General features: G+C 73.8%; 17 protein-coding genes. 8 read left to right on the top strand and 9 right to left on the bottom strand.

Annotated elements, in window-relative coordinates:
- Window positions 1–11: 11 nt before the first annotated feature.
- The 6 genes from AF335_RS27425 to AF335_RS27460 form a co-directional block, all read right to left on the bottom strand.
- A complete protein-coding gene (locus tag AF335_RS27425; RefSeq protein WP_102921106.1) occupies window positions 12–671 on the bottom strand; it encodes a hypothetical protein in 660 nt (219 codons plus the stop codon).
- A gap of 1,674 nt (window positions 672–2,345) precedes the next feature.
- A complete protein-coding gene (locus AF335_RS27440; RefSeq protein WP_102921109.1) occupies window positions 2,346–7,430 on the bottom strand; it encodes a DUF6603 domain-containing protein in 5,085 nt (1,694 codons plus the stop codon).
- Window positions 7,431–7,464: 34 nt separating this feature from the next.
- The gene (locus AF335_RS27445; protein ID WP_170127819.1) at window positions 7,465–8,184 is read right to left on the bottom strand and encodes a ribosome-inactivating family protein; all 720 of its coding nucleotides are present in this window, start codon (window positions 8,182–8,184) and stop codon (window positions 7,465–7,467) included.
- 264 nt (window positions 8,185–8,448) lie between these two features.
- The gene (locus AF335_RS27450; RefSeq protein ID WP_102921111.1) at window positions 8,449–9,324 is read right to left on the bottom strand and encodes an undecaprenyl-diphosphate phosphatase; all 876 of its coding nucleotides are present in this window, start codon (window positions 9,322–9,324) and stop codon (window positions 8,449–8,451) included.
- A gap of 184 nt (window positions 9,325–9,508) precedes the next feature.
- A complete protein-coding gene (locus tag AF335_RS27455) occupies window positions 9,509–9,829 on the bottom strand; it encodes a nuclear transport factor 2-like protein (RefSeq protein ID WP_102921112.1) in 321 nt (106 codons plus the stop codon).
- A 269-nt stretch (window positions 9,830–10,098) separates the two neighbouring features.
- Window positions 10,099–10,806: a TVP38/TMEM64 family protein gene (locus AF335_RS27460; protein WP_102921113.1), complete on the bottom strand. Its 708-nt coding sequence runs from the start codon at window positions 10,804–10,806 to the stop codon at window positions 10,099–10,101.
- Between the two features lie 279 nt (window positions 10,807–11,085).
- Between AF335_RS27460 and AF335_RS27465 the strand changes: the two genes are divergently transcribed.
- Window positions 11,086–12,252 carry a GTP-binding protein gene (locus tag AF335_RS27465; protein ID WP_102921114.1) on the top strand — a complete coding sequence of 389 codons (1,167 nt, stop codon included), beginning with the start codon at window positions 11,086–11,088 and terminating at the stop codon, window positions 12,250–12,252.
- Between the two features lie 4 nt (window positions 12,253–12,256).
- The gene (locus tag AF335_RS27470; protein ID WP_184744040.1) at window positions 12,257–13,102 is read left to right on the top strand and encodes a spermidine synthase; all 846 of its coding nucleotides are present in this window, start codon (window positions 12,257–12,259) and stop codon (window positions 13,100–13,102) included.
- Window positions 13,103–13,151: 49 nt separating this feature from the next.
- Here the strand turns inward: AF335_RS27470 and AF335_RS27475 are convergent, their stop codons facing one another.
- Window positions 13,152–14,192: a DUF8017 domain-containing protein gene (locus AF335_RS27475; protein ID WP_102921115.1), complete on the bottom strand. Its 1,041-nt coding sequence runs from the start codon at window positions 14,190–14,192 to the stop codon at window positions 13,152–13,154.
- An 82-nt stretch (window positions 14,193–14,274) separates the two neighbouring features.
- Between AF335_RS27475 and AF335_RS27480 the strand changes: the two genes are divergently transcribed.
- The 4 genes from AF335_RS27480 (at window position 14,275) to AF335_RS27495 (ending at window position 20,275) form a co-directional block, all read left to right on the top strand.
- Complete coding sequence (locus AF335_RS27480) at window positions 14,275–14,727, top strand: DUF4442 domain-containing protein (protein WP_102921116.1); 453 nt, start codon at window positions 14,275–14,277, stop codon at window positions 14,725–14,727.
- 553 nt (window positions 14,728–15,280) lie between these two features.
- Window positions 15,281–18,829, top strand: coding sequence for a CHAT domain-containing protein (locus AF335_RS27485; RefSeq protein WP_170127820.1), 3,549 nt, complete (start codon window positions 15,281–15,283; stop codon window positions 18,827–18,829).
- A 29-nt stretch (window positions 18,830–18,858) separates the two neighbouring features.
- Complete coding sequence (locus AF335_RS27490) at window positions 18,859–19,284, top strand: hypothetical protein (protein ID WP_102921118.1); 426 nt, start codon at window positions 18,859–18,861, stop codon at window positions 19,282–19,284.
- A 34-nt stretch (window positions 19,285–19,318) separates the two neighbouring features.
- On the top strand, window positions 19,319–20,275 hold the full coding sequence (locus tag AF335_RS27495; RefSeq protein ID WP_102921119.1) for a hypothetical protein: 957 nt from the start codon (window positions 19,319–19,321) through the stop codon (window positions 20,273–20,275).
- 64 nt (window positions 20,276–20,339) lie between these two features.
- Here the strand turns inward: AF335_RS27495 and AF335_RS27500 are convergent, their stop codons facing one another.
- Window positions 20,340–21,095 (bottom strand): ArsR/SmtB family transcription factor, encoded by a 756-nt coding sequence (locus AF335_RS27500; RefSeq protein ID WP_102921205.1) that lies wholly within the window; start codon window positions 21,093–21,095, stop codon window positions 20,340–20,342.
- Between the two features lie 565 nt (window positions 21,096–21,660).
- Here AF335_RS27500 and AF335_RS27505 point away from each other — a divergent pair.
- Both AF335_RS27505 and AF335_RS27510 read left to right on the top strand, forming a co-directional pair.
- Window positions 21,661–22,641: a helix-turn-helix transcriptional regulator gene (locus AF335_RS27505; protein WP_102921120.1), complete on the top strand. Its 981-nt coding sequence runs from the start codon at window positions 21,661–21,663 to the stop codon at window positions 22,639–22,641.
- Complete coding sequence (locus AF335_RS27510) at window positions 22,638–23,612, top strand: radical SAM protein (RefSeq protein WP_102921121.1); 975 nt, start codon at window positions 22,638–22,640, stop codon at window positions 23,610–23,612. The genes AF335_RS27505 and AF335_RS27510 overlap by 4 nt, the downstream gene beginning before the upstream one ends.
- Before the next feature lie 48 nt (window positions 23,613–23,660).
- On the opposite strand, the gene AF335_RS27515 is transcribed toward AF335_RS27510, so the two are convergent.
- Complete coding sequence (locus AF335_RS27515) at window positions 23,661–24,119, bottom strand: VOC family protein (RefSeq protein ID WP_102921122.1); 459 nt, start codon at window positions 24,117–24,119, stop codon at window positions 23,661–23,663.
- Window positions 24,120–24,150 lie beyond the last annotated feature (31 nt).

Consider the following 24,150-nt stretch of genomic DNA (forward strand, 5'->3'; position numbering starts at 1 on the left):
ACGGTGTGCGGTCATCGGGCCGGCTCGCGGGTGATGAGCTGGCGGAGGGGCGCGTTGACGAGCTGAGTGGCCAGTCCGGCGGGGCCGAAGTCCGCGGCGGCTTCCTGGCCGAGGGCGGTCAGCCGGGCGCCGAGCGCGCGCAGCAGGCCGGCGCCGTCGGCGGGGCGCAGGTCGAGTACGGCGGGGCGGCCGGCCGGGTCGGGGCGCAGATGGGCGTCGAGCCCGCCGGGGCCCGTGGGGTGCGGGAACGCCTCGCCGGTGATCTCCTGGGCGACGGGGGCGTCGACGCGCCGCAGGTTGATCGTGCGGCGGCCCTCCAGGTCGGTGTCGATGCCGAAGGAGAGTCCCTCCGGCGGCTCGGCCAGCTCGATCTCGTCGGGCACGTTCTCGAAGAGGACGAGGAGGACGTCGGGGCCGAGGGTGTCCTGGCGGAGCACGGCGATGGGCTTCCGGGTGTCGCCGTGGCCCCGGTAGGGGCGGACGAGCAGGCCGGGGCACTCCCGGACGAGCGCGGAGCGGATGAGGACGCCCGCGCGCGGGGTGACGGCTTCGTCGCCGCGTGCCCAGGGTGCGGCGATGCGGGCGACGGCGGCGTCGAGTTCGCCGGTGATCGCGATGCCCGCGGCGCCGGAGACCAGGGCGGTGAGCCAGCCGGGGTCGACGTAGAACACCCGTAGGGACTCGGCGGGCAGGGCGCTCTCGTCGGGGACGAGCGCGGAGAAGGGCAGATCGTGCAGCAGGCGCAGCTTCCGGAGCCAGGCGGTGACCGGTTCGGCGGCCTCGGCGAGCTGGGCGGCGAGGGCGGTGCGCAGCGCGGTGGGCGGGTCGGCGAGGAGGGCGGCGGTACGGGCGGCCCGGCCCGCGCCCCGGTGCCCGGCCGCGGGGCGTGCCGGGCGGGTCCGGCGGTGGTGGGACGGGCCGGGCGACGGCGGGGTGGGTGGCCGCGCGCAGCAGGCGGGCGGCGGTGCCGTCGGCCGCGAGCTCCTCCAGCAGGCCGCCGAAGGGGCGCGGGCCCAGGGCCCGGGCGTGGAAGGCGGCGGCGTCGCGCGCCGAGGCGGGTGTGCCGAGGCCGGGCGCGGCGAGCCGCTGGGCCATGGCGGCCGCGCGGGCCCGGGCCCTGGCGTGCCAGGCGGACAGGGTCGCGGCGAAGTCGGCGTCGGCGAGCGCGAGGGCCCGGCCGAGCGTCCAGGCCGCGCCCCAGCCCGCGTCGAAGAGGCCCCAGGCCCGCTCGTAGACCATGAGCTGGGCGGCGCTGGTCCAGCCGGACTCCGGGGTGTCGGGGAGCTTCTGGGCGGGTTCGGCGGTGAGCGGTCCCCGGTACCAGGCGTAGGTGTCCTCGCCGGTCTCCAGCCGGTGGGGCAGCGGCACCCGGCCGGACTCCAGGCGGGCGAGGGCGGTCGTGCGGGCCGGGGAGCCGTCGCCGGCCGGCGGCGGGGGCAGCCGCAGCAGCAGGTCGCGTTTCTTGCCGGTGGAGTCGAAGAGGAAGTGGCGCACCCGGCCGGCGAAGCCGCCGCCGGGGGCCGGGTCGCTGGTGAAGGACCAGCTGTGCAGCGCGGCGAGCCGGACGGTGACCTCGTGGGTGAGCCGGCCCTCGTCGGCGTCGGCGAGGATCGACCGGCAGCCTTCCAGGGCGACGAGGTGTGCGGCGTACCGCGCCTGGACGGTCCGGTCGGGCAGCCGGGAGGAGACGGCGACGGCGTACGCGCCCTCGGCGAGCTGTTCGCCGCGCAGGCCGGTGTCGGTGGTGACGTCGCGGACGTGCAGGAGGTGCCGGAGCTCCTCGGTGCGGGGCACGACGGCGGCGAAGACGTCGCCGGGGATGTCGACGGTGCGGCAGGGTGCGGTGGGGTCGCCCTCGATCTGCGAGGGGGCGATGCGGGGGTGCCGTACGCCCTCGGCGTCGGTGAGCAGCTCCTCGGCGGTCATGGTCACGGTCACGGCGTCGGCGCGGGGGTCGGCGGGGAGCTCGCCCTCGGCGAACACCAGCAGGGCGAGCCAGGGTTCGGCCGGTGCCGTGTCGGCGCGGCCGGGTTCGTCCAGGCGCCGCATCCAGGGCAGCAGCGGGTTGGTGAGGGTGAGGTGGGCGAGGGTCGTGGAGTAGTCGGAGTGACCGCCGGGGGCGGGGTTGACGGCGTGCACCTGGTCGTCGGCGAGCGCGAACTGCGGGGCGCGGACCTCGAAGACCTCCTCGACGGGCGCGAGGTAGTCGCCGGTGTCCACGCCGGGCAGGGTCTGGGTGGCGCGGATACGGTACAGCCCGGCGTCGACGGCGGGTTCGCGGTTGTCCCGGAAGTGCAGGACGAAGCCGGGGTCGGTGACCTGGACGGGTGCGTCGAGCTGGTCCGTCATCGTGCGGCCCCTTCCGAGGCGGTGGCGGAGAAGGTGGTGAACAGGGCGGCGGAGGCGGCGGTGCCGGGCGGCAGCTGCCAGCGCCCGGTGACGGCGGGCCCGTCGGCGCCGAGGTCGACCACGGCGACGGTCGCGTCGTCGCAGGCGACGAACGCCCGGCCGCCGTCGGGGGTGAAGGTGAGGGACAGCGGTGCGGCGCCGAGCGGGAGTTCGGCGAGCAGTTCGCCGCCGGCCACGACGGACACGGCGGTCGCGTGCCGCACCCAGGCCCGGTCGCGCGGGTCCAGGACGAGGGCCAGCGGGTCGGTGCGCAGGTCGACGGCCGACTCCATGAGGGTGACGGGCGGGGAGGAGTGCGGCCGCTCGTAGAAGGTGACGACGTGGCCGGTGTCCCCGGTCCTGCGGAGGACGACGGCGCGCCGGGCCGAGGTGGTCAGCATGGCCAGGGCGGTGCCGCGGACGGGGAAGTTGTACGGCGTGTACGAGGCGCCGCTGGTCGGCACCGGCATGACCTGCACCTGGCCGTTGCTGCCGGCGGCGGCCCCGTAGACGTACACCCGGCCCGGCTCCCCCGGTGTGACGAACGTGGGTGTGGCGGGTCCCCAGACCTTGCCCCGGAGTTCACCGGCCGAGGTGTCGTAGGTGACGGTGCTGCTGGCGTCGTTGGCGTTGACGTACAGGCGCCCGGCCTCGACGTCGACGGCGATGCCGCCGAAGTTGCGTACGTCCTGGTGGTCGACGCGGGTGTGCACCGGCGGGGTGTCCCCGGTGAGATCGACGGAGGCGGCCGCCCAGGGTGCCGGGCAGGCGACGACCGCGCGGGTGGCGTCGCGCCGGACCGCGAGGACGGTGGGCCCGCCGCCGAGGGTGAGGCCGGTCCGTGGCGGCCTGGCCCGCTGGGCCACGATGTCGATGACGGCGAGCCGCCGGCCGTCGGGACCGGCCGCGTACAGGGTCGCGCCGTCCACGGAGGTGACGGCGAGGTACGGGCCCGGCGTGCCGACCTGGACCCGGCCGATGACGGCCGTGGTGAGCGGGTCGACGGTGAGGATCTGCCCGGTGGTGTCGTCGAGGACGAGCAGGACGGGGTCCGGGTGCGGCGGCGCGGGATCCTCGGTGAGCAGCAGCGGGTCGGCGTCGAGGCCGAGGGTGCGGGCCCCGTCGGCGTAGGCGCTCACGGTGCCGTTGGGGAGCGGGCTGCCGGGCAGCAGATCGGCGAGGGCGCTGTGCATGCGGGTGCGGGCGGTGCCGGCGGAGAGCGTGGCGAGCTCGTCGGCGAGGACGCCGACGCCCGCGCCGAGGGGCTTCGCCAGGTGCACCGGGGAGCCGCCGGGCCCGGCGCCGGGGTCGAGGGGGAGCGTCGCGTCGGGGCGGAGCTTCTCCTGGGCGATGTCCCGCTCGGCGATGGGCCCGAGGTCCTGGCCGACGGTCTTGGGGCCGGGCACGGTGACGCGCAGTCCGGTGATGTGGTCGAGCAGGGGTTCCTGGCCGAGCGTCTTGTCCTGGGGGACGTCGGGGTCGCCCCAGAGGGCGAACGGCACGTTGCCGCGCTGGGTCTCGACGCGCCAGAGCTCCTCGCCGGGTACGGCGCGCCAGTTCGCGGTCCGCCCGCGGCGGGTGTCGCTGAAGGCGACGGTGATGTGCAGCAGCCCGGTGATGTCCTTCTTGCCCATCGGCCGGATGTCGACGGTCTCCTCCCCGGTCTCCGCGCGGTCGTTGAACCGCGCGCGTGCCGTGGGGACGACGGTGGAGACGGCGAAGGAGAAGCCGGCGGGGTCGGCGAGCCAGGGTTCCGTGCCGGCCTCGACGCGTGCGGCCCGCAGTTCGGGGTCGGCGTCGGCGTCGGTGAGCAGGCCGGTGAGAGCGTGGGCGGTGAGCGGCTCGGCGGGCGGCAGGAGCTGGCCGCGGAACTCGTTCCAGTCCAGGTGCGCCGGGCCGGTCAGGGAGGAGCCGAACCGCACGGTGACCTTGATGAAGACGAACTTCGCGGTGACCGTGCCGCCGGTGGGCGGGCCCCAGAGGTCGAGCGAGGCGCCCAGTTCGCCGCTGACCGTGAACAGCAGCCTGACCCTGGCGCCGACGCGGACGGAGATCCCGGCCCGGAAGTGCAGGGGCGCCCATTGGACGAGGATGTCGGCCTTGGCGGTCAGCCACGCCTCGACGATGCCCGCGTTGTAGCGCACGTCGAGCAGGCCGCCGGCCATGACGGCGTTGGGGGTCAGCGCGAAGTAGGCGGCGCCCGTGATGGAGACGGCGGAGCCGACGGACCAGGTGAAGCCGAGGCGCGGGACGACCGGGAAGTGTTTCTCCGGCTTGTAGTCGGGGTGGTAGCCGCCGACGGTGAGGACGAAGTCCCCGGCGTGGGTGCTCGGGCCGAACCACGAGGAGAACGCGAAGCCGCCGGTGAGGACGCACGACGGGTCGATGACGTAGGAGTCGACGAGCTGGGCGGAGGCGGCGAGTTCGCCGCGCGCCGACTGGAAGACCACCCGCAGGTCGACGCCGATGCGGGCGTAGGCCCTGCCCTTCTTGGGGAAGCTCGCCACGGCGTGGCCGAGGAGGGCGAGGGTCAGGTCGTGGCCGGCCTCTAGGAGCAGCAGCACCCGGGCGCGCAGGAACTCGAAGGAGGTGAAGTCCAGCCCGCCGGCGAGCCAGATCTGGCCCTCGCGGTCGGTCACCCAGGGCCGCGGCCCGTCGGTGAGCCGGGCGAGCGCCTGCATGGGGTCGTCGGGCAGGTCGCCGTCGAGCCCGGCGACGAAGGGGAACTCGCTGACCTCGTCCTGGCGGGGGACGCGTACCGAGCTGTTGTAGCCGAAGCCCAGTGCCACGCCGGTCACCCGGAACGGGGGCGGACCGCCGAACGCGGCGGTGGCCCGGCCGAAGACGAACATCGAGGCGGCGCCGCCGGTCCGGCGCTGGTAGGCGCCGACGGCGGTGACGCCGAAGGTCGGCATCTCGATGGCCAGCTGCCCCTGCACCATCAGGTCGTAGCCCGGCTTCCTGCGGGTGATCAGTCCGCCGCCGACGCGCAGCGGCGGCCTTTCGAAGGAGACCAGCAGCCCGTCGAGCCGGGGCTCCGGCAGGGGGTCGTCGAGGGCGAAGCCGAGCCCCAGCCCCAGCACCGCGATGTCGAGTCCGGCGGCGCCCAGGGAGCCGTCGAACATGAACCACAGCTTGCCGTGCTCGTAGGACAGCCCGATGCGCTGGATCTGTACGGGCCCGAAGGCGCGGCCGACGTCCACCCACAGGCCACCGCGGTCGGCGGGCGGTACGGCGGAGACCACGGCGGGCAGGTCACGGGTGGGCGGTGTCCCCGGTGCCACCGGGGCGGCCATCCCGGCGGACAGCTCCAGGACCGCCGGGCCCAGCCGCAGATCGGCCCGGGCGGCGGGCCCGGGCTTGAGCCCGGCGACGGGCAGCGGGCCCGCCCCGGCGGTGGCGAGGAGGCGGTTGACCGCCGCCGTGGTCGTGGCGTCGAAGTCACCGGAACTGTAGACGACTTGCAGGTTCTCGATGCCCAGGTCGCCGGCCGCGGGGAGGTGTTCGCCCACGAGTGGGAGGGCGGTGAGGTCGAGGCGGGCCGAGAGGTCGACGCCCACGCAGAAACGGGCGGGGGCGCCCGGGGGTTTGACGCGTACGAATTTGGCGGTGTCGAGGGCGAGGCTCAGATCGACGGGGATGCCGTCCGCGGCCTCCGGGAAGAAGGCGGCGATCCAGTCGCGCAAGGAGACGCGCAGCGGGTCGTCACCGGAGTTCCGGTACGTGGCGGCGAAGACGTCCGCGCCGGCCCCGGCCGTGTCGAAGAGGAGGTCGAAGCGGAAGCCGTCGACGTCGAGGGCGCCGCCGTAACGCACACCGGTGGAGTCCCGGGTGACGGTCGCGCCGAGGGAAGCGGTGAGGCCGTCCGCGATCGTGAGGCCGCCCTGGCAGACGAACTCGGTCCGCCCGGTGCCCGTGGTGTGGGAGACCCAGAGGCTGGTGAGCGCCAGGCTCTCGACGGGGCCCGGGACATCGGTGAGGCCGAGCGCGGACACGACGTCCCGCATGCCGAAGGACGTGCCGGCGGTGAGCCCGCCGTAGAAGGACCAGCCCTGGCCGCCGCCCGCTTGGGCGGCGGAGACGTCGACGCTGATGGCCTGGCCCAGCGACACCGTCCCGCCGAACCGGGCCACGAACTTCTCGTCGTGGCTGTAGTACAGGTCCAGGGAGAGGCCGCGCAGCGTCAGCCCGGGCGCGATGTCCCAGGAGCCGGTGAGCTTCGTCCGGACGAGGTAGGCGTCCCCGAAGTCGGCCGCGAAGCCGAGCTCGGCGCTGCCGAGCCCTTCCGGCACCTCGGCCACGGGCATGCCGAAGGAGGTGAGCAACTGCCGTACGTCGACGGCTTCGCCGCCGCGCAGCCGGCCGGTGACGCGCAGGTCGGGGAACCACAGGGAGATGTCGAGGCCGAGGGCGGTGGCGCCACCGGGCGCCTTGAGGTCGAGTGCGGCGACGACGGCCATGGACGTCGCGCTGTACGCCCCGTCCTTCCTGTCCAGCCGGTAGTCGAAGCCGGCGACCTGATCGGGCGAGAACGCGAACTCCTGGAGGCCGGCCGCGGTGGCTTCCCAGACGGCGTCACCGGCGAAGGCGCGGCCGAGGGCTTCGAGGGCACCGGCGAAAGCGCCGGGCTGTACGGGCCGTACGGCGGCGGCGAGCCGGCCGGGCCCGTCGGCGGTGACCGTGGCGGTCACGTCGGTCTTGTCGTGGACGGCGTCGAGGAGGAGCGTCGTCGCGCCCTCGGCGGTGACGGTCACGGTCACACCGGTCACGACGAGGGCCATGGTCGTGCCGGCGGGCCACTCCTGGGAGGCGCAGACCAGGGGGAGGGTGAGGCGGGTGCCCTCGGGGTCGATCTCGGGGGGACCTGAGCCCGCGGCGCCCTGGAGGGTTCCGTTCGGGAAGGCCGTGAGCACGTCCCGTAAGGAGTCGGGTAATTGGGCGTCGATGGAGATCAGGGTGGGCGGGGAGCCCAGGGTGAGGATGTGGGCGCGCAGCGCTTCCAGGTCGACGGGGGCCTGGCCGCCGGTGTGCGGTGCGTTCATGCCGGTCTCCGCTCTGTCGGCAGGGGAGGGTGGGTCATTCACCGGCTTCGGGACGCCATTTGGCGCCGCCGCCGATCATCGCTTCGGCTTCGACCTGGACGATGTCCTTGCCGAGGAGGTTGAAGGTCTCCGTCCCGCCGTTCGACTTCTTCGTCGTCTTCTTCCACTTCAGGATGGCGTCCCGGAAAGGCGGAGTGGTGTAGTTCCGGTACTGCCCCGGGGAGTACTGCAGCTCGACGGTGACCGTGTAGTCCTGCTTCAGCCCCGCCGCCCACTTCTGTGTGAAGGACTTGGCGAACAGGCCGAACCTGGCCATCTCCGCCGTCATCCGGGCGATCACGTGCAGCGCGGCCTCGGCACCCGCGTTGTCGGCGCGGCGCTCGGCGACCACGTCCACGAGGTAGGTGTGGAGCTTGCCCAGCCGCCCTTCCATCGTGCTCCGCGACAGGGTTTCCTTGTCGGCGTCCTTGGCGTACTCGGACTTCAGGAAGTCCGACCCCTTCCTCAGGGTCATCCCGGTGGGTATCCGCTCCCTCCGCTGCGCGTCGGTGAGAGCCCTCTCCTCGCCGTCCCAGGCGCCCATGAAGTCCGTGCCGCCGTCGTGCGTCCAGCCGCGCAGGTAGAGGTTCCGTTTCAGGAAGTAGAGCTGGATCGTCCTGGTCGCGTCCAACCGGACGTCGGCCATGAAGAAGCGCGCGTCGCCGGTCTGTCCCGGCGCGAATGTCGCGTACCGCCTCCGGAGGAACACCAGCATTTCGCTGACCCTCTTCGCCCCTGCGGCACTCGCCGGACTGAAGTCCAGTGCGTTCCGAAGAATGTCGTCATCTGCCAGGGCCATATACAAACCCCTCCCACCCCAGGTGCGGCCGATACGCAGGGCGCTCATGTAGTCACACCGGGGGTATGCCCGACAAGTATGCGTTCGGGCGAGGGCGGCGTTTCCGGACATAGATGAATTGCGGACCTCCGCGTCGGACGCCCGTCGAACCACCGCCCGGCGGCGCCGGCCGGCGGCCCGTCAGCCCGCCGGCTCCCCCGCGTGCGGAGTCAGGACCTCCGCCCCCACCAAGGCGAAGAGAAGGAGACCCAGCAGGATCCGGTAGACCACGAACGGCATAAAGCTCCTGGTCGTGATGTAACGCATAAACCACGCGATCACCGCGTACCCGACCACGAAGGCGATCACCGTGGCGAAGAGCGTCGGGCCCCACGCCGTGTGGCCGTCGCCCGCGTCCTTCAGCTCGAAGAGGCCCGAGGCCAGGACGGCGGGCACGGCGAGGAGGAAGGAGTAGCGGGCCGCCGCCTCGCGGGTGTAGCCGAGGAGGAGGCCGCCGCTGATCGTCGCGCCGGACCGGGAGACGCCGGGGACCAGGGCCATCGCCTGGCAGACGCCGAAGATCAGGCCGTCCTTGACGTTCAGGTCCGTCAGTTCCTTGCGCGGCCTGGCCGCCCGGTGCCGGCCGCCGGTCTCGTCGCGCGCCGCCAGCCGGTCGGCGGCGCCCAGCACCAGGCCCATGATGACGAGCGTCGTGGCGATCAGCCGCAGATCGCGGAACGGGCCCTCGATGGCGTCCTTCAGCACAAGACCCAGCACGCCGATCGGGATCGAGCCGACGATCACCAGCCAGCCCGTGCGCGCGTCCGGGTCGTCCCGGATCAGCCGCCGGTCGGACAGGGAGCGGAACCACGCGGTGACGATGCGCGCGATGTCCGCGCGGAAGTAGAGGAGGACGGCGGCCTCGGTGCCGATCTGGGTGACCGCCGTGAACGCCGCGCCCGGGTCGGGCCAGTCGGCGAAGGCGGCCGTCAGCCGCAGATGGGCGCTGGAGGAGATCGGCAGGAACTCCGTCAGCCCCTGGACGAGTCCGAGGACGAATGATTCGAACCAAGTCATGAGGCTTGTGCCATCCCGGTGACGAGCGCGGACGCGTCCCGGCCGCGGAGGCGCGCCCGGCACGGGTCGGCCGCCCGCCCTGTTCGAGGTGCCGGTCGGAAGGGATCATCCACCGGGTGGGAGGCGGACCGGCGTCCTACGGGTGAACGGAGGCCGAAGCCGGGGGCCCGGGGCCGGTCCGGCGTCAGGCTTGGCCGGTCTCGAAGCGGCTGATTTTGCCGTCGTCGACCGAGAACCGCCACGCGGTCCGCATCTCCCCCCAGGTGTCGTTGCGGTAGCGGGCGACGAGGGCCCGGCCGCCGTCGGCCTCGGACTCCACGTCCAGGTGCCCGCCGGACGAGAAGATCTCCCGCTCGGACCACTCCTCCAGGTTCCGGTCCGAGCCGTCGTCGGACATCGTGGCGCCCGGGGTCAGGGCGGCCCGGAAGGCGGCGTGGTCATTGGCGTTGATCGCGGCGACCAGGGCGCGCACCGCCGGGTCGGACAGCTGGTCGGTGGGGATCACTGGTTCTCCTGGGCGTCCGGGGAGGGAACGCCCTCACGCTAAGCACGTACCGCGCCCCCTGCCACTCGGACGATCACCACGGCCGGGCCGTGCCGCGCGCGTGGCCCGGGGCCGCCTCTCGGCTTCCCGTGCTCCGGTAGTTCCCGCCGGCTACGCGCGCGTGCCCCGGGACGGCTTCGGCGCGGTACGCCTCGGCCTCCTCCGCGGGCTACCCGCGCGCGTGGTCCCGGCGGACGGAGAGGTGGACGAGGCCGGGGATGGTCCGCGGGCTACGCGCGCGCGTGGCCCCGCTTCCGCCACGCCACCACGACGGCCGCGAGCCCGGTGACCCCGATGAAGGCCATGGCGGCCAGGAAGGCCGGGGACGTCGGCGCCGACGCGTGGCTGCCCGCGATCACGTACGCGGCGGTGTTGGGCACGCTGCCGATGCCGGTCGCCAGGAGGAAGGGCGCCCAGCCCATCCGGGACACGGCGGCGCAGTAGTTCGCGGCGGCGAACGGCACGCCCGGGAACAGCCGGATCGCCAGCATCGACCGGAAGCCGTGCCGGCTCAGCTGCCGGTCGGCCGCCGTAAGCCAGCGTCCGCGCAGCAGCGGCCGCAGGGCGTCCTGCCCCAGCAGCCGGCCCAGGCCGAAGGAGATCCCCGAGCCCAGCACCGTGCCCGCCACGGCCGCCGCCGTGCCGAACGGGGAGCCGAAGAGGGCGCCCGCCGCGAGGTTGAGGATGGGGCGCGGCACGAACGCCGCGGTGCACAGCCCGTACGCGACGGCGAACAGCACCACCGCGGCGCCGCCGGACAGCTGCGGCGGCCAGCCGCCCGCGAGCAGCCGCTCCGGGCGGACGGCCAGCACGGTCGCCGCGGCACCGGCGAGCAGCGCCACGAGCAGGCCGAGGCGGAACCACGGGGACAGCAGCGCACGGGAACTGCGCGCGGCGAGCCCGGTGGGTCCGGCGGGGGGCGCGGCGGATCGGAGCATCGATGGAGCGTAACCGACCGGGGCGGGCCGCGGCCCCGAAGTCCGCGAGCCGGTACGGAACCAGCACACTCCGGCACCGCGGGTTCGCCCGTCCGCCACCGCGCCGTCCGCACCGGGGCCCGGTCACCGGCGCCCGGGGAGGCCCGGCCGGGGAACCGGCGAGGGGCCGCCGCGCGGCGAAAACCGTTCGACGCGCCGCACCCCGCGCGCCAGCATCGACGGTGTGCGCCGGGCTGTGCTGGTCACACGCCCCGCACCACCGCTCCAGGGAAAGGAACCATGCCCAAACCGGCCTATGCCCGTACCAAACCCCACCTCAACATCGGCGTCATCGGCCCGCAAGGGCACGGCAAGACCACGCTCACCGCGGCTCTCGCCCGGACCCTCGGCACCACCACGCCCGTACCGCACGGTGCCACCGCCCGCCCCACGACCGGCATCACCCGCGTCGCCTACGAGACGGGCACCCGCCACTACGCCCACGCCGACCTGCCCGGCGATCCTCGCTACACCACGAACCTGCTCACCGGCGCCGCCGGGCTCGACGGGGCCGTCCTCGTCGTCTCCGCGCTCGACGGCGTCGTCCCGGAGACGGCGGCCCACCTGCTGCTCGCCCGTCAGGCCGGGGTACGGCACCTCGTCGTCGCGCTCACCAAGGCGGACGCCGGCGGCCCCGAACTCACCGACCTCGCCGAGCTGGACGTCCGCGCGCTGCTGACCGCCCACGGCCACGACGGCCGGCACGCCGCCGTCGTCCGGGTCTCGGCGCTGCGCGCCCTGGCGGGCGACCCACGCTGGACCGGCGCGCTCGAAGCGCTCCTCGACGCCGTCGACACCTATGTGCCCACGCCCGTGCGCCGTACCGACGCGCCCCTCCTCCTGCCCGTCGAGCGGGCGTTCGCCCCCGCCGCGCGGGGCACCGTCGTCACGGGCACGATCGAGCGCGGCACCGTGCGCCCCGGCGCCCGCGTCCGGCTGCTCGGCCCCGGGGGCGGCCCGCGCGACGCGGTGGTCACCGGCCTGGAGACCTTCGGCCGGCCCATGGCGGCCGCGGAGGCGGGCGACTGCGTGGCACTCCTCCTGGGCGGGGTACGGCGCGCGGACGTGCGCCGCGGCGACGCCGTCACCGTGCCCGGCGGCGCGATAGCCCGGCGGCGCTTCACCGCCCGGGTCCGGCTGCCCCTCGCCGCGCACGGCGGCCGGCGCACCCCCGTGGCCAGCGGCTACCGGGCGCAGTTCCACTTCCGTACGGCCGATGTCACCGGCACCGTCGGCCTCGGCCCGCGCGCACGCGCCCGGCCCGGCGAGACCGTCGTCATGACGGTCGTCCTGGACCGCGCCCTGCCGCTGGAGACCGGGCTGCCCTTCGTGGCGCGGGAGGGCGGCCGCACGGTGGGCGTGGGGGCGGTGGCGGCCTTCCCCGGGGGGCGGCGCCCGGCACAATAGGGGCGTGGAAGAACCGATACCCGTGACGCGGGACGTGGACGGGGGCACGGCCAAGCTGATGCCCGACGTGGACCGGCGGCGGGCCTGGCTGCTCACCGTCGACGGGGCGCCGCAGTCCTACGTGGACCTGGACGACCCGACGCACCTGGAGTTCGAGTACGCCCGGCGGATCGCCCACGTCCTCGACGCGGCCGCGGCGCCGCACCGCGCCCTGGACGTACTGCACCTGGGCGGCGGCGCCCTCACGCTGCCCCGCTATGTGGCGGCCACCCGGCCCGGGTCCCGGCAGCTGGTGGTCGAGGCCGACCGGGGGCTCCTCGCGCTCGTCGCCGAGCACTTGCCGCTGCGCGAGGGCTCCGGGGTCGAGGTGCGCGCGGCGGACGCGCGCGCCGAGCTGGAGGCCGCGCCCGACGCCTCCGCCGATGTGATCGTCGCGGACGTCTTCGGCGGCTCGCGGGTCCCCGCGCACCTGGCCTCGCTGGAGTACGCGCGGGAGGCCGCCCGGGTGCTGCGCCCGGCGGGCCGCTACGCCGCCAACCTCGCCGACGGCGCGCCGTTCACCTTCCTGCGCTCGCAGGTGGCCGGCTTCGCGGCGGTCTTCGCCCATGTGTGCCTGATCGCGGAGCCGTCGGTGCTGCGCGGCCGGCGCTTCGGCAACGCCGTCCTCGTCGCGTCGCACGGCGAGCTGCCGGTGGCCGCGCTCGCCCGCCGGGCCGCCGCCGACGTCTTCCCGGCCCGGGTCGAGGACGGGGCGGCGCTGGAGCGGTTCACGGCCGGGGCCGGGGCCGTGCGGGACGCGGACGCGGTGGCCTCGCCGGAGCCGCCGGGCGGGTCGTTCGGCATCGGCTGACGCGCGCCCGGCGGGCTCCGGTCCGAAGCCCTCGCCCGGGAGCCCCGGATCAGGAGCTCTTGAGCGGCCGGAGCGAGCTCATGATCTTCTTGATGGTGTCGTCCGACAGGTCGTCACCGGTCCCGGTCGCCGCGTGCAGCACCCAGGTCGCCAGGTCCCCGGCGGAGTCCTTGTACGTCACCGTGAAGGACTTGCCGTCGGTGTCGCACTTGTCGCTCTTCGTCACACCGGTCACCGTCGCGGTGGAGGTGTAGCCGGTGAGCCCGTGGTCGCTCTTGAAGGGCTTGGCGTCGGTGCTCTCCAGCTTGCCCGTCTGCTTGAGGTCGTAGCCGGCGATCAGCCAGTTCTCGGCCTCGATCTTGGCGGCGTCGGCCATGCTCTTGGCGCCCTGGGCGCCCTTCGTGCCCGCGGCGCCCAGGCTGCCGTTCGGCCGGCAGGCGGCCTTCTTGTAGCGGGCGGTGCCGCTCATCAGGACCAGGCCCTTGCCTTTCTCGTCCTCGAAGCCGATGGACTGCGAGGGCGACTCCACCATCCAGTCCGGTGGGACGTCGAAGGCGTCGTGCCGCTTCTGGTTGGTGACGACCTTCCAGCCGTCGATCACCGGCTTGACGTCGTCGCCGCCGCTGCGCGGGTTGTCGAGGGGGGCCTCCGAACCGGACGGGGACGGGCCGGTGGAGGCGGGCGCGGAGGCGGCGGACGAGGGCTTCGTGTCGCTCTTCGCCACGTTCTCCGTGTCGTCGTCCTTGAGGACGACGACACCGGTGACCACTGCCGCGGCCACGACGGCCACCGCCGCGCCGATCGCGATCACGGTGGTGCGCCTGCGGTTGTCACCCGGCGGGCGCGGCGCCCCGGGCGGACCCCCGGCGGGCCACTGCGGCACCGTGCCGGGCTCCCCCGGCCGCCCCGGCTGCGGTCCGCCGGGCTGCTGGTACGGGTTCGGCTGCTGCTGCCCGTAGCCGGGCTGCGCGTATCCCGGCTGCTGGTACGGGTTCGGCGGTGGAAACCCCGGCTGAGGCCCCGGCGTCTGGTACGGGTTCTTGTCCTGCGGGTTCTGCTCGCCCCCGGGCGGCTGCTGTCCTGGCCACATGGCCGATAACCATAGAGGCAGCCACCGCCTTGTGTGACGGGCGCCCCTTCCCGCCGAGGCTACCGACTGGTAACTTGCGGCTATGTCTGAGACCAAGTCCCCGATCGGCGACATGCTCGCGTCCACCGTGCCCATGGTGCGCACCCTGAACCTCGCCTTCGGCGAGATCACCCCGGAGCGCGCCGTCGTCAGCCTCCCCGACCAGCCCGACTACCACAACCACGTCGGGGGCCCGCACGCCGGCGCCATGTTCACCCTCGCCGAGTCCGCGAGCGGCGCCATCGTGCTGGCCGCCTTCGGGGACCAGCTCGGCCGCGCCGTGCCGCTGGCCGTGAGCGCCGAGATCGGCTACAAGAAGCTCGCCAAGGGCCCGGTCACCGCCACCGCCGAGCTCGGCCGCCCGGCCGCCGAGGTCGTCGCCGAGCTGGACGCGGGCGAGCGCCCCGAGTTCCCGGTGCGGGTCGCGATCACCCGTGCGGACGGCGCGGTGACGGGCGAGATGACGGTCGTGTGGACCCTGCGGCCCAATTCGTAGCCTCCGCCCCGGGAAGACGCTGATCCGCCGCTTCCGCAGCGGCTCCACTTGAGGTGCCGCCTTCAGACGGGTACGCCCTGGCTCTCGGGAACTCATGTGAGGTGGCGTACGAAGAGGCCGGTCTTGGGGTAGGGGTCGCCGGGGGTGGGCAGCGCCGACCGGCCACTGAAGAGCGCGCTGTCCCCGCTTCGACTGATTCCCAGTGCGCGGGAGCGGTCCGGCCGGTTCGGCGGCCGCCGGTAAGGCCGTGGCGCAGGTGCTCAGGAGCACCGTCGCCGCGGCGGCGTGCCTGAGGTGACGCATGGGTTCCCCCTCGTGAGGTCGCACATATGCGGCTGACCGATGCCGGGGCAGCCAACCTCCCGCCGGGTCCCCCGGTCAATGGAGCGGAGGTACGACCCGGTCACCTCGCCATGCCGGACGTGGAGCCAAGTGCCGGACGGCCGCGCGGCGTTCGAGCGTTCCTGGAGAGAACGGGCCTTCTCCCGGACCCAGCAGGCGGATTGGCGCCTCCCCGCCCCACAAGACGCCCCCGATGCCTCACCATCTCTCCATGACCGGAAATGGGTTCGACGCCGAGCTCCCTTCACCGCAGCGGGAGTTCGTGGCGCGCCTCCGCGGCTTCGCGGGGCGCGAAGGGGAAACGGCGCGGCCGTCCCTGTTACGGGACGCGGCCATGGAGTCGGCGCGGGCGGCGCTGCTCGCCGACAGCGAGCTCGGGCGCTGGGGCGACGTCGTGAACGTACAGCTGCTGGGGCTGCTCGCCTGGTGCCGCGCCCTGGACGGCGGAGACCGCGAGGAGCTGCGGTTCGCCGCCGAGTGGCTGGAGATGACCTTCCGCTGCGCACCCGGCCTGCTGCCGGAGCCGCTGCGCTCCGCGCGGCGCGAGCGGTTCACCGTGGACGGGCTGTCGGCACTGGCCGACGACCGGGGCCGGGCCCTCGGCCGGGCGGCGGAGTTCATCCGTGCCGGGCTCGGCTGGGGAGAGGCACGGCGGGAGGTCGCCGCCTACGTCCGGTCCAGGAGGCTCCTGCGGACGGAGCCGCCGGACTACGCCGCCTCGGCCCGGCTGGCGCAGCAGGTCGCCGCGCGGCTGCCGGGGAGCCACTGGCTCGGGTTCGCGGCCCGGGTGCGCGCGGCCCGCAGTCTCGGGGGCGTCGCGATCGCGGCCGGCAGGATCGGCTCCGAGGACGCGCTGCGGGCGGCGCGGGAGGCCGTCGCCGCGCTCCCGGAAGGACATCCGTGGGAAGCGACGGTCCTGTTGCTGTTGCAGATCCACCTCAACGGGGTGGTTCTGCGCGAAGGACAGGACTCCGCCACTGCCGGCCTGCGCCCGCCGCCCCTCGACGCCTGTCTGAGGGCGGTGGAGGTGGGACGTCGCGCGCTGGCCGTGGTGGAGGACGACGACCCGGACCGGCTGCGGCTGCTCCGTACACAGACCGCGTCGTTGGGGCAGTCGCTGCTCGCACGGCCGGGGGATCCCGCGGCCCGGGACGAATTGCGGCGGCACGGCCGCCTGGAAGCCGCCGAGCAGCACGATCCCGCCGGGCGGTCGAACGCCTGGTTGCAGCTGTCCCAGTACATGTTCCTCCTCTTCATGCACACCCGTGACGAGTACTTCTTCTCGGAACAGGCCACCGCCGCCGGGAACGCGTTCGGCTGCGCACCGCCCGGCTCCGTGGAACATGCGCGGGCCGCACGGGAACTCGGCAGGGTCAAAACCATGACGGCGAGCCGATCGCCTGACCCGGCAGCCTTCGACGAGCCGATCGACTTCTACCGTTCCGTCATCGAGGGCGTCGGGCGCCCGGTGGCCACCGACTCGGCCGAGGACGCCGCCGAACGCGCCATCACGCTCGCCAACGCACGCGGAATCCTCAAGGAAGTGCTCGAAGCGCGGTACCAGCGGACCGGGGAATGGGATTCCCGGCTGGACGTGCTGCTCACCGCCGACGCGTCCGACGCCTCGGCGCCCGCGCCGCCCGCCGTCCTCGCCGCGGGGGACCTGACCGGCCGGATGAACCGCAGACAATGGATCAATGAGGCCCTCCGGGAGGCCATGACCTCCTTGATCAGCAAGTTCGAGCAGGCGCAGGAGGACGGGAGTCCGGCGGCCTTGCGGGCGGCGGGCGAGGAGTTCCTCGCCCGTGTCGACGAACTGGCCGCCCTCGCCCCCGACGACCGGCAGATCCAGGAGACCGCCGTCGGGTACCGGGGCATGGCGCAGCACGCCGAATCCGGGGCACACGGGATGGAGACCGGCGAGGACATGCCGTTCGAGCGACTGGTCGCCATGGGACGGCAGCACAAGGAATGGATAGCACCCCGCCTGGGAGCGCCGGCTCCCCACGCCGGTCCGGTCGGCCCGGAAGAGGACGAGGACCGCCGCCTCCGGCGCCTCTCCGCCCACCAGCTCAAGGACCACGAGGTCGCCAGGGCCTTGGAACTGGTCGCCCGTACCGAGGTGATGCAGGCCGTCAGAACCGAGGGGGAGGAGTCCGCGGACGCCTGGGCCCGTGCCCTGGAGACCGGTCGGCAGCTCACCACGCATCCGGCCGTTCCCCCGATGACGCTGGTGTTCCACGCCCGCCTGATGGCCGCGGCCGCCGAGCGGCTCGACGACTGGCCCGCCGTCGCGCCCGTGCTCGCCGCCGCCGTACGGGCTGCCGGGGAGCTGGTGTCGCCACGGGTCGCTCCCGGTGACCGGGAGCGGATGCTGGCCGTGTACACCGGCGGGCTGTCCGACCAGGCCTGCGCGGCCGCCCTGTTCGCGGGGGCCACCCCCGAGGAGGCGCTCGTCCTGCTGGAGTCGGCGCGTGGGCTGCTGACAGCCGCGCGGCTCGGTTCGATGAGCGATCTCGGCACGCTGCGCCGCGCGTTCCCGGCCTCCGCCGGCCGGTTCGAGGCGGCCTCGGCCGAGCTGGAGGAAGCACGCAACGACTCCGTCCGGCGGCGCAGAGCCGCCGCCCACTGGGAAGCCGAGCGGAAACACATCCGCGGGCTCCCCGGCTTCGAGGACTTCCTCGGCCTCCCCACCGGACCGCGCCTGCGCGAACTCGCCGCCGACGGCCCGCTGGTGGCCGTCACCCTCCACCAGCGTCGGTCCCACGCCCTCCTCGTCACCCCGGACGGCGTCGATGCCGTCCCTCTGCCGGGCGTCACGCACGAGCAGGCGGGCGACTGGACTTCCCGGCTGACCGAGGCCACCGCCGAGGCGGTGCGACAGGTGCTCGCCGAGCTGTGGCAGAGCCTCGCCGAACCCGTGCTCGACGCCCTGGGACACCCCGCGCCGCCCACCGCGCCCGACGACCGGCCCCGGCTGTGGTGGATCCCCTCCGGCCCCGCCGCCTTCCTCCCCCTGCACGCGGCCGGACGGTTCGCCGGAGACGTGCAGGTCGCGGGGGAGAACGTCCTGGACCGCGTCGTCTCCTCCTACGCACCCACCCTGCGCTCCCTGCGGCACGCGCGGCTGCGCACGGCGCCGGCCGGGCCGCCCGGTGTGCTCTCCATCGCCGCGCCCGGCGCCGTCGGCCATCCGCACCCGCTGAGAGAAGCCGTGGAGGAGGCCGAGGACGTACGGGAGCTGGTGCGCGGCGGACATGTCCTCCTCGCGGACAAGGCCGACAGGGACTCGGTACTGGCCGCCCTGCCCGGCCATCCGTGGCTCCACTTCGCAGGTCACGCGATCGCCGCGCCCGACGGCACACGGGCCACCGCCGCCGGCGGCCTGGTCCTCGGGGACGGCACGCTGTTGTCCCCCGAGACCGTGGACGGGCTTTCCCTGCCCGCGGCCGGTCTCGCCTTCCTGTCGGGCTGCGGAACAGCCCGGGGCGCGACGGCACTGGCCGACGAGTCGCTCCACGTGACGGCCGCCCTCCACCTCGCCGGATACCGCGACGTGATCGGCACCCTGTGGCCCGTGCGCGATGCCGCGGCAAGCGCGATCGCCAGAAGCTTCTACCGGGAGACGAACCCGAGGAGCCCGGCCCGGGTACGGGCGCCCGGTCCCGCACACGCACTTGACGCGGCCCTTCGCGCCGCCCGCTCCGCCGCCCCGTCCCGGCCCGAACTGTGGTCCTCCCACCAGCACATCGGCCCGTGATCAGCCGCCACCGGACAAGGAATACACCCATGCGCCTGGACGAACTTCGCCACCGCTACCGCACACTGATCGACCCGAGCGCCGGGCCGGGCCCTCACACCCCCGCCTCCTTCCGCATCGACCCCGCCGACCCGCCCCTGCGCGGCGACCTCCGCGCGTCGCTCACCGAGCTCTTCGCGCGGGAACCCGGCATCGACGCCGTCGCCCTGGTCGCCGACGGCACCACCATCGGACTCGTCCCGCGCGACGCGACGGGCGATCCCGAGGAGCCGGGGCTCCGCTCGGACGGCGGCACCGGGGGACCTCTGCCCGGCTACGCCACCGGCTACGAACTGCTCTACTTCACCTGCCCGCAGTGCACCGGCCTCCAGGTCCTCACGCACTTGGACGACGGCGAACCGCCGCTGTGCGCCCGGGTCCCCGAGCACGGCCGCGTCACGCGGGTCGATCGATGACCGCACTCCTCCCGGTGCCGGGAGTGGGTCGCCCGTGAACCTGGAGTCCCTCGCCAAGCCCGTCACCTCGGCGCTCACCGGCCGGTTCGTCCTCGTATCGCTCCTGCCGACCACGGCGGCGGCCGCTCTTCTGCTCACCCTGTGCTGGGCCGGCGCCCCCGGCCCCGTACGGTTCGCGCGGGCCTGGGACACGGCCGGACGCCTCGGGGGCGGCGAAGCCTTCCTGCTGCTCCTCGCCGTCCTCCTGGCCGGTCTGGTCACGATGCCGCTGCAACTGCCGCTCGTCCGCTGGCTGGAGGGCTACTGGCCGCGCCGGCTGGCATGGCTGAGCACCTGGTGCATCGCCCGGCAGGAGCGCCGCCGCGGCACCATCGGCGCCGAGATCGTCACGGACCCGCCGTCCCCGGAAGCCGCCCGGCGCCTGGCGCAGCGCATGGGCGAGCGCGGCGACCGGCAGCGTGCCCGCTTCCCCACCGGCCCCGGACTCCTCCGGCCCACCGCCCTCGGCAACGCGCTCACCGCCGCCGAGGCCCGGGCAGGACGGCGGTACGGGCTCGACGCCGTCGTGGTCTGGACCCGGCTCGAACCCCTCCTCGACGACCGGGTCCGGGCGACGGTGGCCGATCGCCGCACCACCATGGACGCGGCCGCCCGGCTCAGCGTCACCGCCGCTCTCTGCACCCCCCTCTCCGCCTGGCTGCTCTGGCGCTCCGGCTGGTGGCTGCTGCTCGCGGCCGCGCTCCTCGCCGCCGCCCGGATCGCCTACACGGCCGCGGTCCACGCCGCGATCGACTACGGGGAGTCCGTGGCCGCCGCCTTCGACCTCCACCGCTTCGACCTGCTCACCGCCCTCCATCTGCCCCTGCCCGCCGACCTGGACGAGGAACGCGCCGCCAACCAGGCCCTCAGCGACCTCTGGCGCCAGGGCGACAGGCGAAACCACCCTTTCCGCTACGAGCACCCGGACGCATCGCCGCCCGCATCCGGGTAACACCCACCTGCCCGCCGTCCCGGCCGACCGTACGGGGAGGTGGCGCGGCGGCCCGGTTCGCGGGTCAGGACCACAGCGGCGAGGACAGCGGCTTGCCCGTCTCGAGGTAGGTCTTGAGGTTGGACAGCACCGCCGTCCAGCCGCCGGCGGCCTGGCGGTGCTCGGCCTCGTCCCGCAGGTTCTCGTGGGTGACGGTGAGCCGGACGACGGTGTCGCCGAGCGGCTTGAGGTCGAAGGTGACCGTGGACGGGCCGTTCGGGCGGTCCTCGCCGGGGCTGGCCCAGGTGATGACGAGGCGCTCGGCCGGGACGGCTTCGACGACGGTGCCCACCACGTCGGCGATTCCGGAGCCGTCGGTGCGGCGGTGTTCCCAGGCCGAACCCGGCTGCCAGTCCGAGACGTTGCTGTGGCCCCAGTAGGCGGCGGTCATCCCGGGGTCGGTCAGGGCTTCCCAGACCTTGTCGGGGGTGGCCTCGATGTAGGTGGTGTAGACGAACTGCGGCTTGGCGGACATGGCGTGCTCGGCCTTCCGTTTCAGTGCGCTCAGAGCCCGCAGGCGCGGGCGCTCGAACTTGTCGATCCACCGCTCCTGGATCTCGTGGAGCGGTACGGGGTTGAGGTAGTGGAGTTTCTCCCGGCCCCTTCTGGTCGTGCTGACGAGGTTCGCGGCCTCCAGGAGGCCCAGGTGCTGCGTGATCGCCTGGCGGGACATCGCCAGGCCGTCGCACAGCTCGCTGAGGGTCTGGCCGTTGTTCTCGTGCAGCCGGTCCAGCAGGCGCCGGCGGGTCGCATCGGACAGAGCCTTGAAGACCTTGTCCATCTCATCGCTCACACTCACCATCATGCAAGCATTTACCTGCATGTCAACCCGGGGGCCGCCTCCACCCCGCCCGCATCACCGGAAAGGGGGCGCCGGCCTGGGGAAAAGCCGCTTCCCCAGGCCGCCCCGCCACTCCCCTGCGCGGCCGCCCCGGCAGCGGACTTGATCACGCGCTTCCGCCTTCCGTGAGCCGCGGTGGAGGGAGTCGCCGGAGAGGTCGACCACACAGGTCTCGGCGGTGAGGGGTGTGACGCGCCCGGGCAGGCCCTGGGTGCGGGCGAGGGCGGTTGCCGCGGGGGCGGCGACGGTGGCGACGGCGCGGCGCGGGGAGAGCGTGTCCCCGCGCCCGGGACTGCCCGGTGCAAGCGGGAGAGGCGTCTGTGAACCTCTGGTACGACCGTAGAAAGCCAATAGGCCAGAACGTGGCCTATTGGCTCGCCCATTGGTTCACGGCTCGCGCCTACTGGCTCGCTGCTTGCGCCCGGCCGGGCGAAATACCTGATCAGAGGAGTCGGGAAAGCGCAATAGGCCGGGAAACGTCCTATTGGGCTGCCATCCTCCGGGCATGAGTGATACCCCCGCCCGCCTTCTGCGACTGCTCTCCCTGTTGCAGTCCCCGCGCGAATGGCCCGGCCACGAGCTCGCCGACCGTCTCGGAGTGAGCCCGCGCACCATCCGCCGCGACATCGACCGCCTGCGCGAGCTCGGCTACCCCGTCCACGCCACCCAGGGCAACACCGGCGGCTACCGCCTCACCGCCGGCACCGCCATACCACCCCTCCTCCTGGACGACGACGAAGCCGTCGCCATCGCCATCGGCCTGCGCACCGCCGCCGCAGGCTCGGTCACCGGCATCGAAGAAACCTCCGTACGCGCCCTGGCCAAACTCGAACAAGTCCTCCCCTCCCGCCTGCGCCGACGCGTCACCGTCCTCCAGGAAGCAGCAGTCGCCGTACCACAAGGCGGACCGAGCGCCGACGCCGAACACCTCACCCTCCTCGCAGCCGCCTGCGTCACCCACGAGAAAATCCGCTTCACCTACCACGCCGCCAACGGACAGGAAACCCGCCGCCTGACCGAGCCCCACAGCCTCGTCGCCGCCGGACGCCGCTGGTACCTCGTCGCCCACGACACCGACCGCGCCGACTGGCGCACCTTCCGCCTCGACCGCCTCACCAACCCCCTACGCACCGGCACCCGCGTCCCACCCCGCGAACTACCCAACAGGGTCGACGCAGCCACCTGGGTGGCCAACACCCTCAGCGGCACCGCCGGCCACCGCGCCCTGCTCCTCCTCCACGCACCCGCCGAACAGGTCACCGACCGGATCCCCGCCACCCTCGGCGTCATCGAACCCATCGACGACCACACCTGCCGCCTGCTCACCGGCGCCGACTCCCTCGAATACCTCGCCTACCGCGTCGCCGTCCTCGGCTACGACTTCGACATCCTCGACCCACCCGAACTCGGCGACCACCTAAGGACACTGGGAGAACGCGTCCTGCGCGCCGCGCACACCGCCGAGCGGGCGGGGGACGCCAAGTGAACACCCAGCCCGGGCTCTTCGACACGGCCGAAGTGGCCCCACCCCCCACACCGGCCCCCGCCTTCCGGGACATCACCTTCCACGAGAAGCGCGCCCGGACCCTGCTCAACAAGATCCCGGGCGCACGGCGGGGCGGCATGGCCTGGACCCTCAACCCCTACCGCGGCTGCACCCACGCCTGCACCTACTGCTTCGCCCGCGACGGCCACGCCCACCTCGGCCTCGACACCGGAGAAGGCTTCAACACCCAGATCGTCGTCAAGACCAACGCCGCCGACGTCCTGCGCCGCGAACTGCGCGGCGGGAAGACCGGCGACGACTGGATCATGGTCGGCACCTCCACCGACTGCTACCAACGCGCCGAAGGCCACTACCGGCTCATGCCCGGCATCCTGCGCGCCCTCGCCGACCACCGCGTCAACTTCACCACGACCACCAAGAGCGCCCTCCTGCGCCGCGACATCCCCCTCTACGCCGAGGCCGCGCGCGCCGCGAACGTCCTCGTCATGACCTCACTCGGCTCCCTCGACGAGCGGGTGTGGCGCGCCTTCGAGCCCGGCGCCGCGCCCCCGCGCGCCCGCCTGGCCACCATCGCCGCCCTGCGCGCGGCCGGTGTCCCCGCGGGCGTTCTCATCGCCCCCGTCATCCCCCACGCCGGCGACCACCCCGACGCCCTGAACGCCCTCGTCGACGCCTGCGCCGAGGCCGGGGCCGTCACCCTCTATCCCGACGTCATGCGGATCAGCCCCGGTGCCCGCGACTGGTTCCTCAACCAGTCCGCCGCCCACCTGCCACCCCACCTCCACCAGCGCCTGGCCGCCTCCTACACCAACAGCCGCGCCATGCCCGCCCGTTACATCCGCGAGGTCACCGCCCACCTCCACGCCCGGGCCGCCCACCACGGCCTGCCACGCTGGGAGGACTACATACGCCGGTCCCGCGAACGGGGCCCGGACAGCACGAGAGGGTGACCACCCGCCCCTGGGGCGGGTGGTCACCCTCTCCGTACGAGCCTGCCGTCAGCCCTGCTTCAGGTAACAGTTGGACTCCCAGATCACGCCGTAGCGGTCCTGGACGATACCGAAGACGGTGCCCCAGAACTTCTCCTCCAGCGGCTCCATGACCGTCCCACCCTCAGCGAGCTTGTCGAACTCCGCCTTCTGGACAGCCGTGTCGGTGTGCTGGAGACCGACGTGAATGTTGTTGCCGACGACCGCGCCGCCGTCCTTCGCGTAGACACCCTCATCGGACAGCTCGGCGACGTTCAAGCCGCTGCCGTCGGCGAACTGAAGCTTGGAGTAGACCACCACGTGCTCCGCACCCGGAACCTGCTCCATGCCCGGCACCTGGGACAGCAGCATGGTGCGCTCCGTGATCTCCTCCACGCCCAGGGCGTCGGCGTAGAAGGCGACCGCCTGCTTGCTGCCACGGACGTAGAGCATCGGCGTGAAGCGCTGCATCGTTTCCTTGAAGGCCATCGGACGGCTCCTTTCCTCAACGGGTCACCAG

Source organism: Streptomyces eurocidicus (assembly GCF_002891295.1).
Classification (GTDB): domain Bacteria; phylum Actinomycetota; class Actinomycetes; order Streptomycetales; family Streptomycetaceae; genus Streptomyces; species Streptomyces eurocidicus.

Coding starts and splice junctions, on each gene's coding strand:
- AF335_RS27440 (WP_102921109.1), bottom strand. CDS start 7,430: ATGAACGCACCGCACACCGGCGGCCAGGCCCCCGTCGACCTGGAAGCG.
- AF335_RS27445 (WP_170127819.1), bottom strand. CDS start 8,184: ATGCTGGTGTTCCTCCGGAGGCGGTACGCGACATTCGCGCCGGGACAG.
- AF335_RS27450 (WP_102921111.1), bottom strand. CDS start 9,324: ATGACTTGGTTCGAATCATTCGTCCTCGGACTCGTCCAGGGGCTGACG.
- AF335_RS27460 (WP_102921113.1), bottom strand. CDS start 10,806: ATGCTCCGATCCGCCGCGCCCCCCGCCGGACCCACCGGGCTCGCCGCG.
- AF335_RS27465 (WP_102921114.1), top strand. CDS start 11,086: ATGCCCAAACCGGCCTATGCCCGTACCAAACCCCACCTCAACATCGGC.
- AF335_RS27475 (WP_102921115.1), bottom strand. CDS start 14,192: ATGTGGCCAGGACAGCAGCCGCCCGGGGGCGAGCAGAACCCGCAGGAC.
- AF335_RS27480 (WP_102921116.1), top strand. CDS start 14,275: ATGTCTGAGACCAAGTCCCCGATCGGCGACATGCTCGCGTCCACCGTG.
- AF335_RS27485 (WP_170127820.1), top strand. CDS start 15,281: ATGACCGGAAATGGGTTCGACGCCGAGCTCCCTTCACCGCAGCGGGAG.
- AF335_RS27490 (WP_102921118.1), top strand. CDS start 18,859: ATGCGCCTGGACGAACTTCGCCACCGCTACCGCACACTGATCGACCCG.
- AF335_RS27500 (WP_102921205.1), bottom strand. CDS start 21,095: ATGGACAAGGTCTTCAAGGCTCTGTCCGATGCGACCCGCCGGCGCCTG.
- AF335_RS27505 (WP_102921120.1), top strand. CDS start 21,661: ATGAGTGATACCCCCGCCCGCCTTCTGCGACTGCTCTCCCTGTTGCAG.
- AF335_RS27515 (WP_102921122.1), bottom strand. CDS start 24,119: ATGGCCTTCAAGGAAACGATGCAGCGCTTCACGCCGATGCTCTACGTC.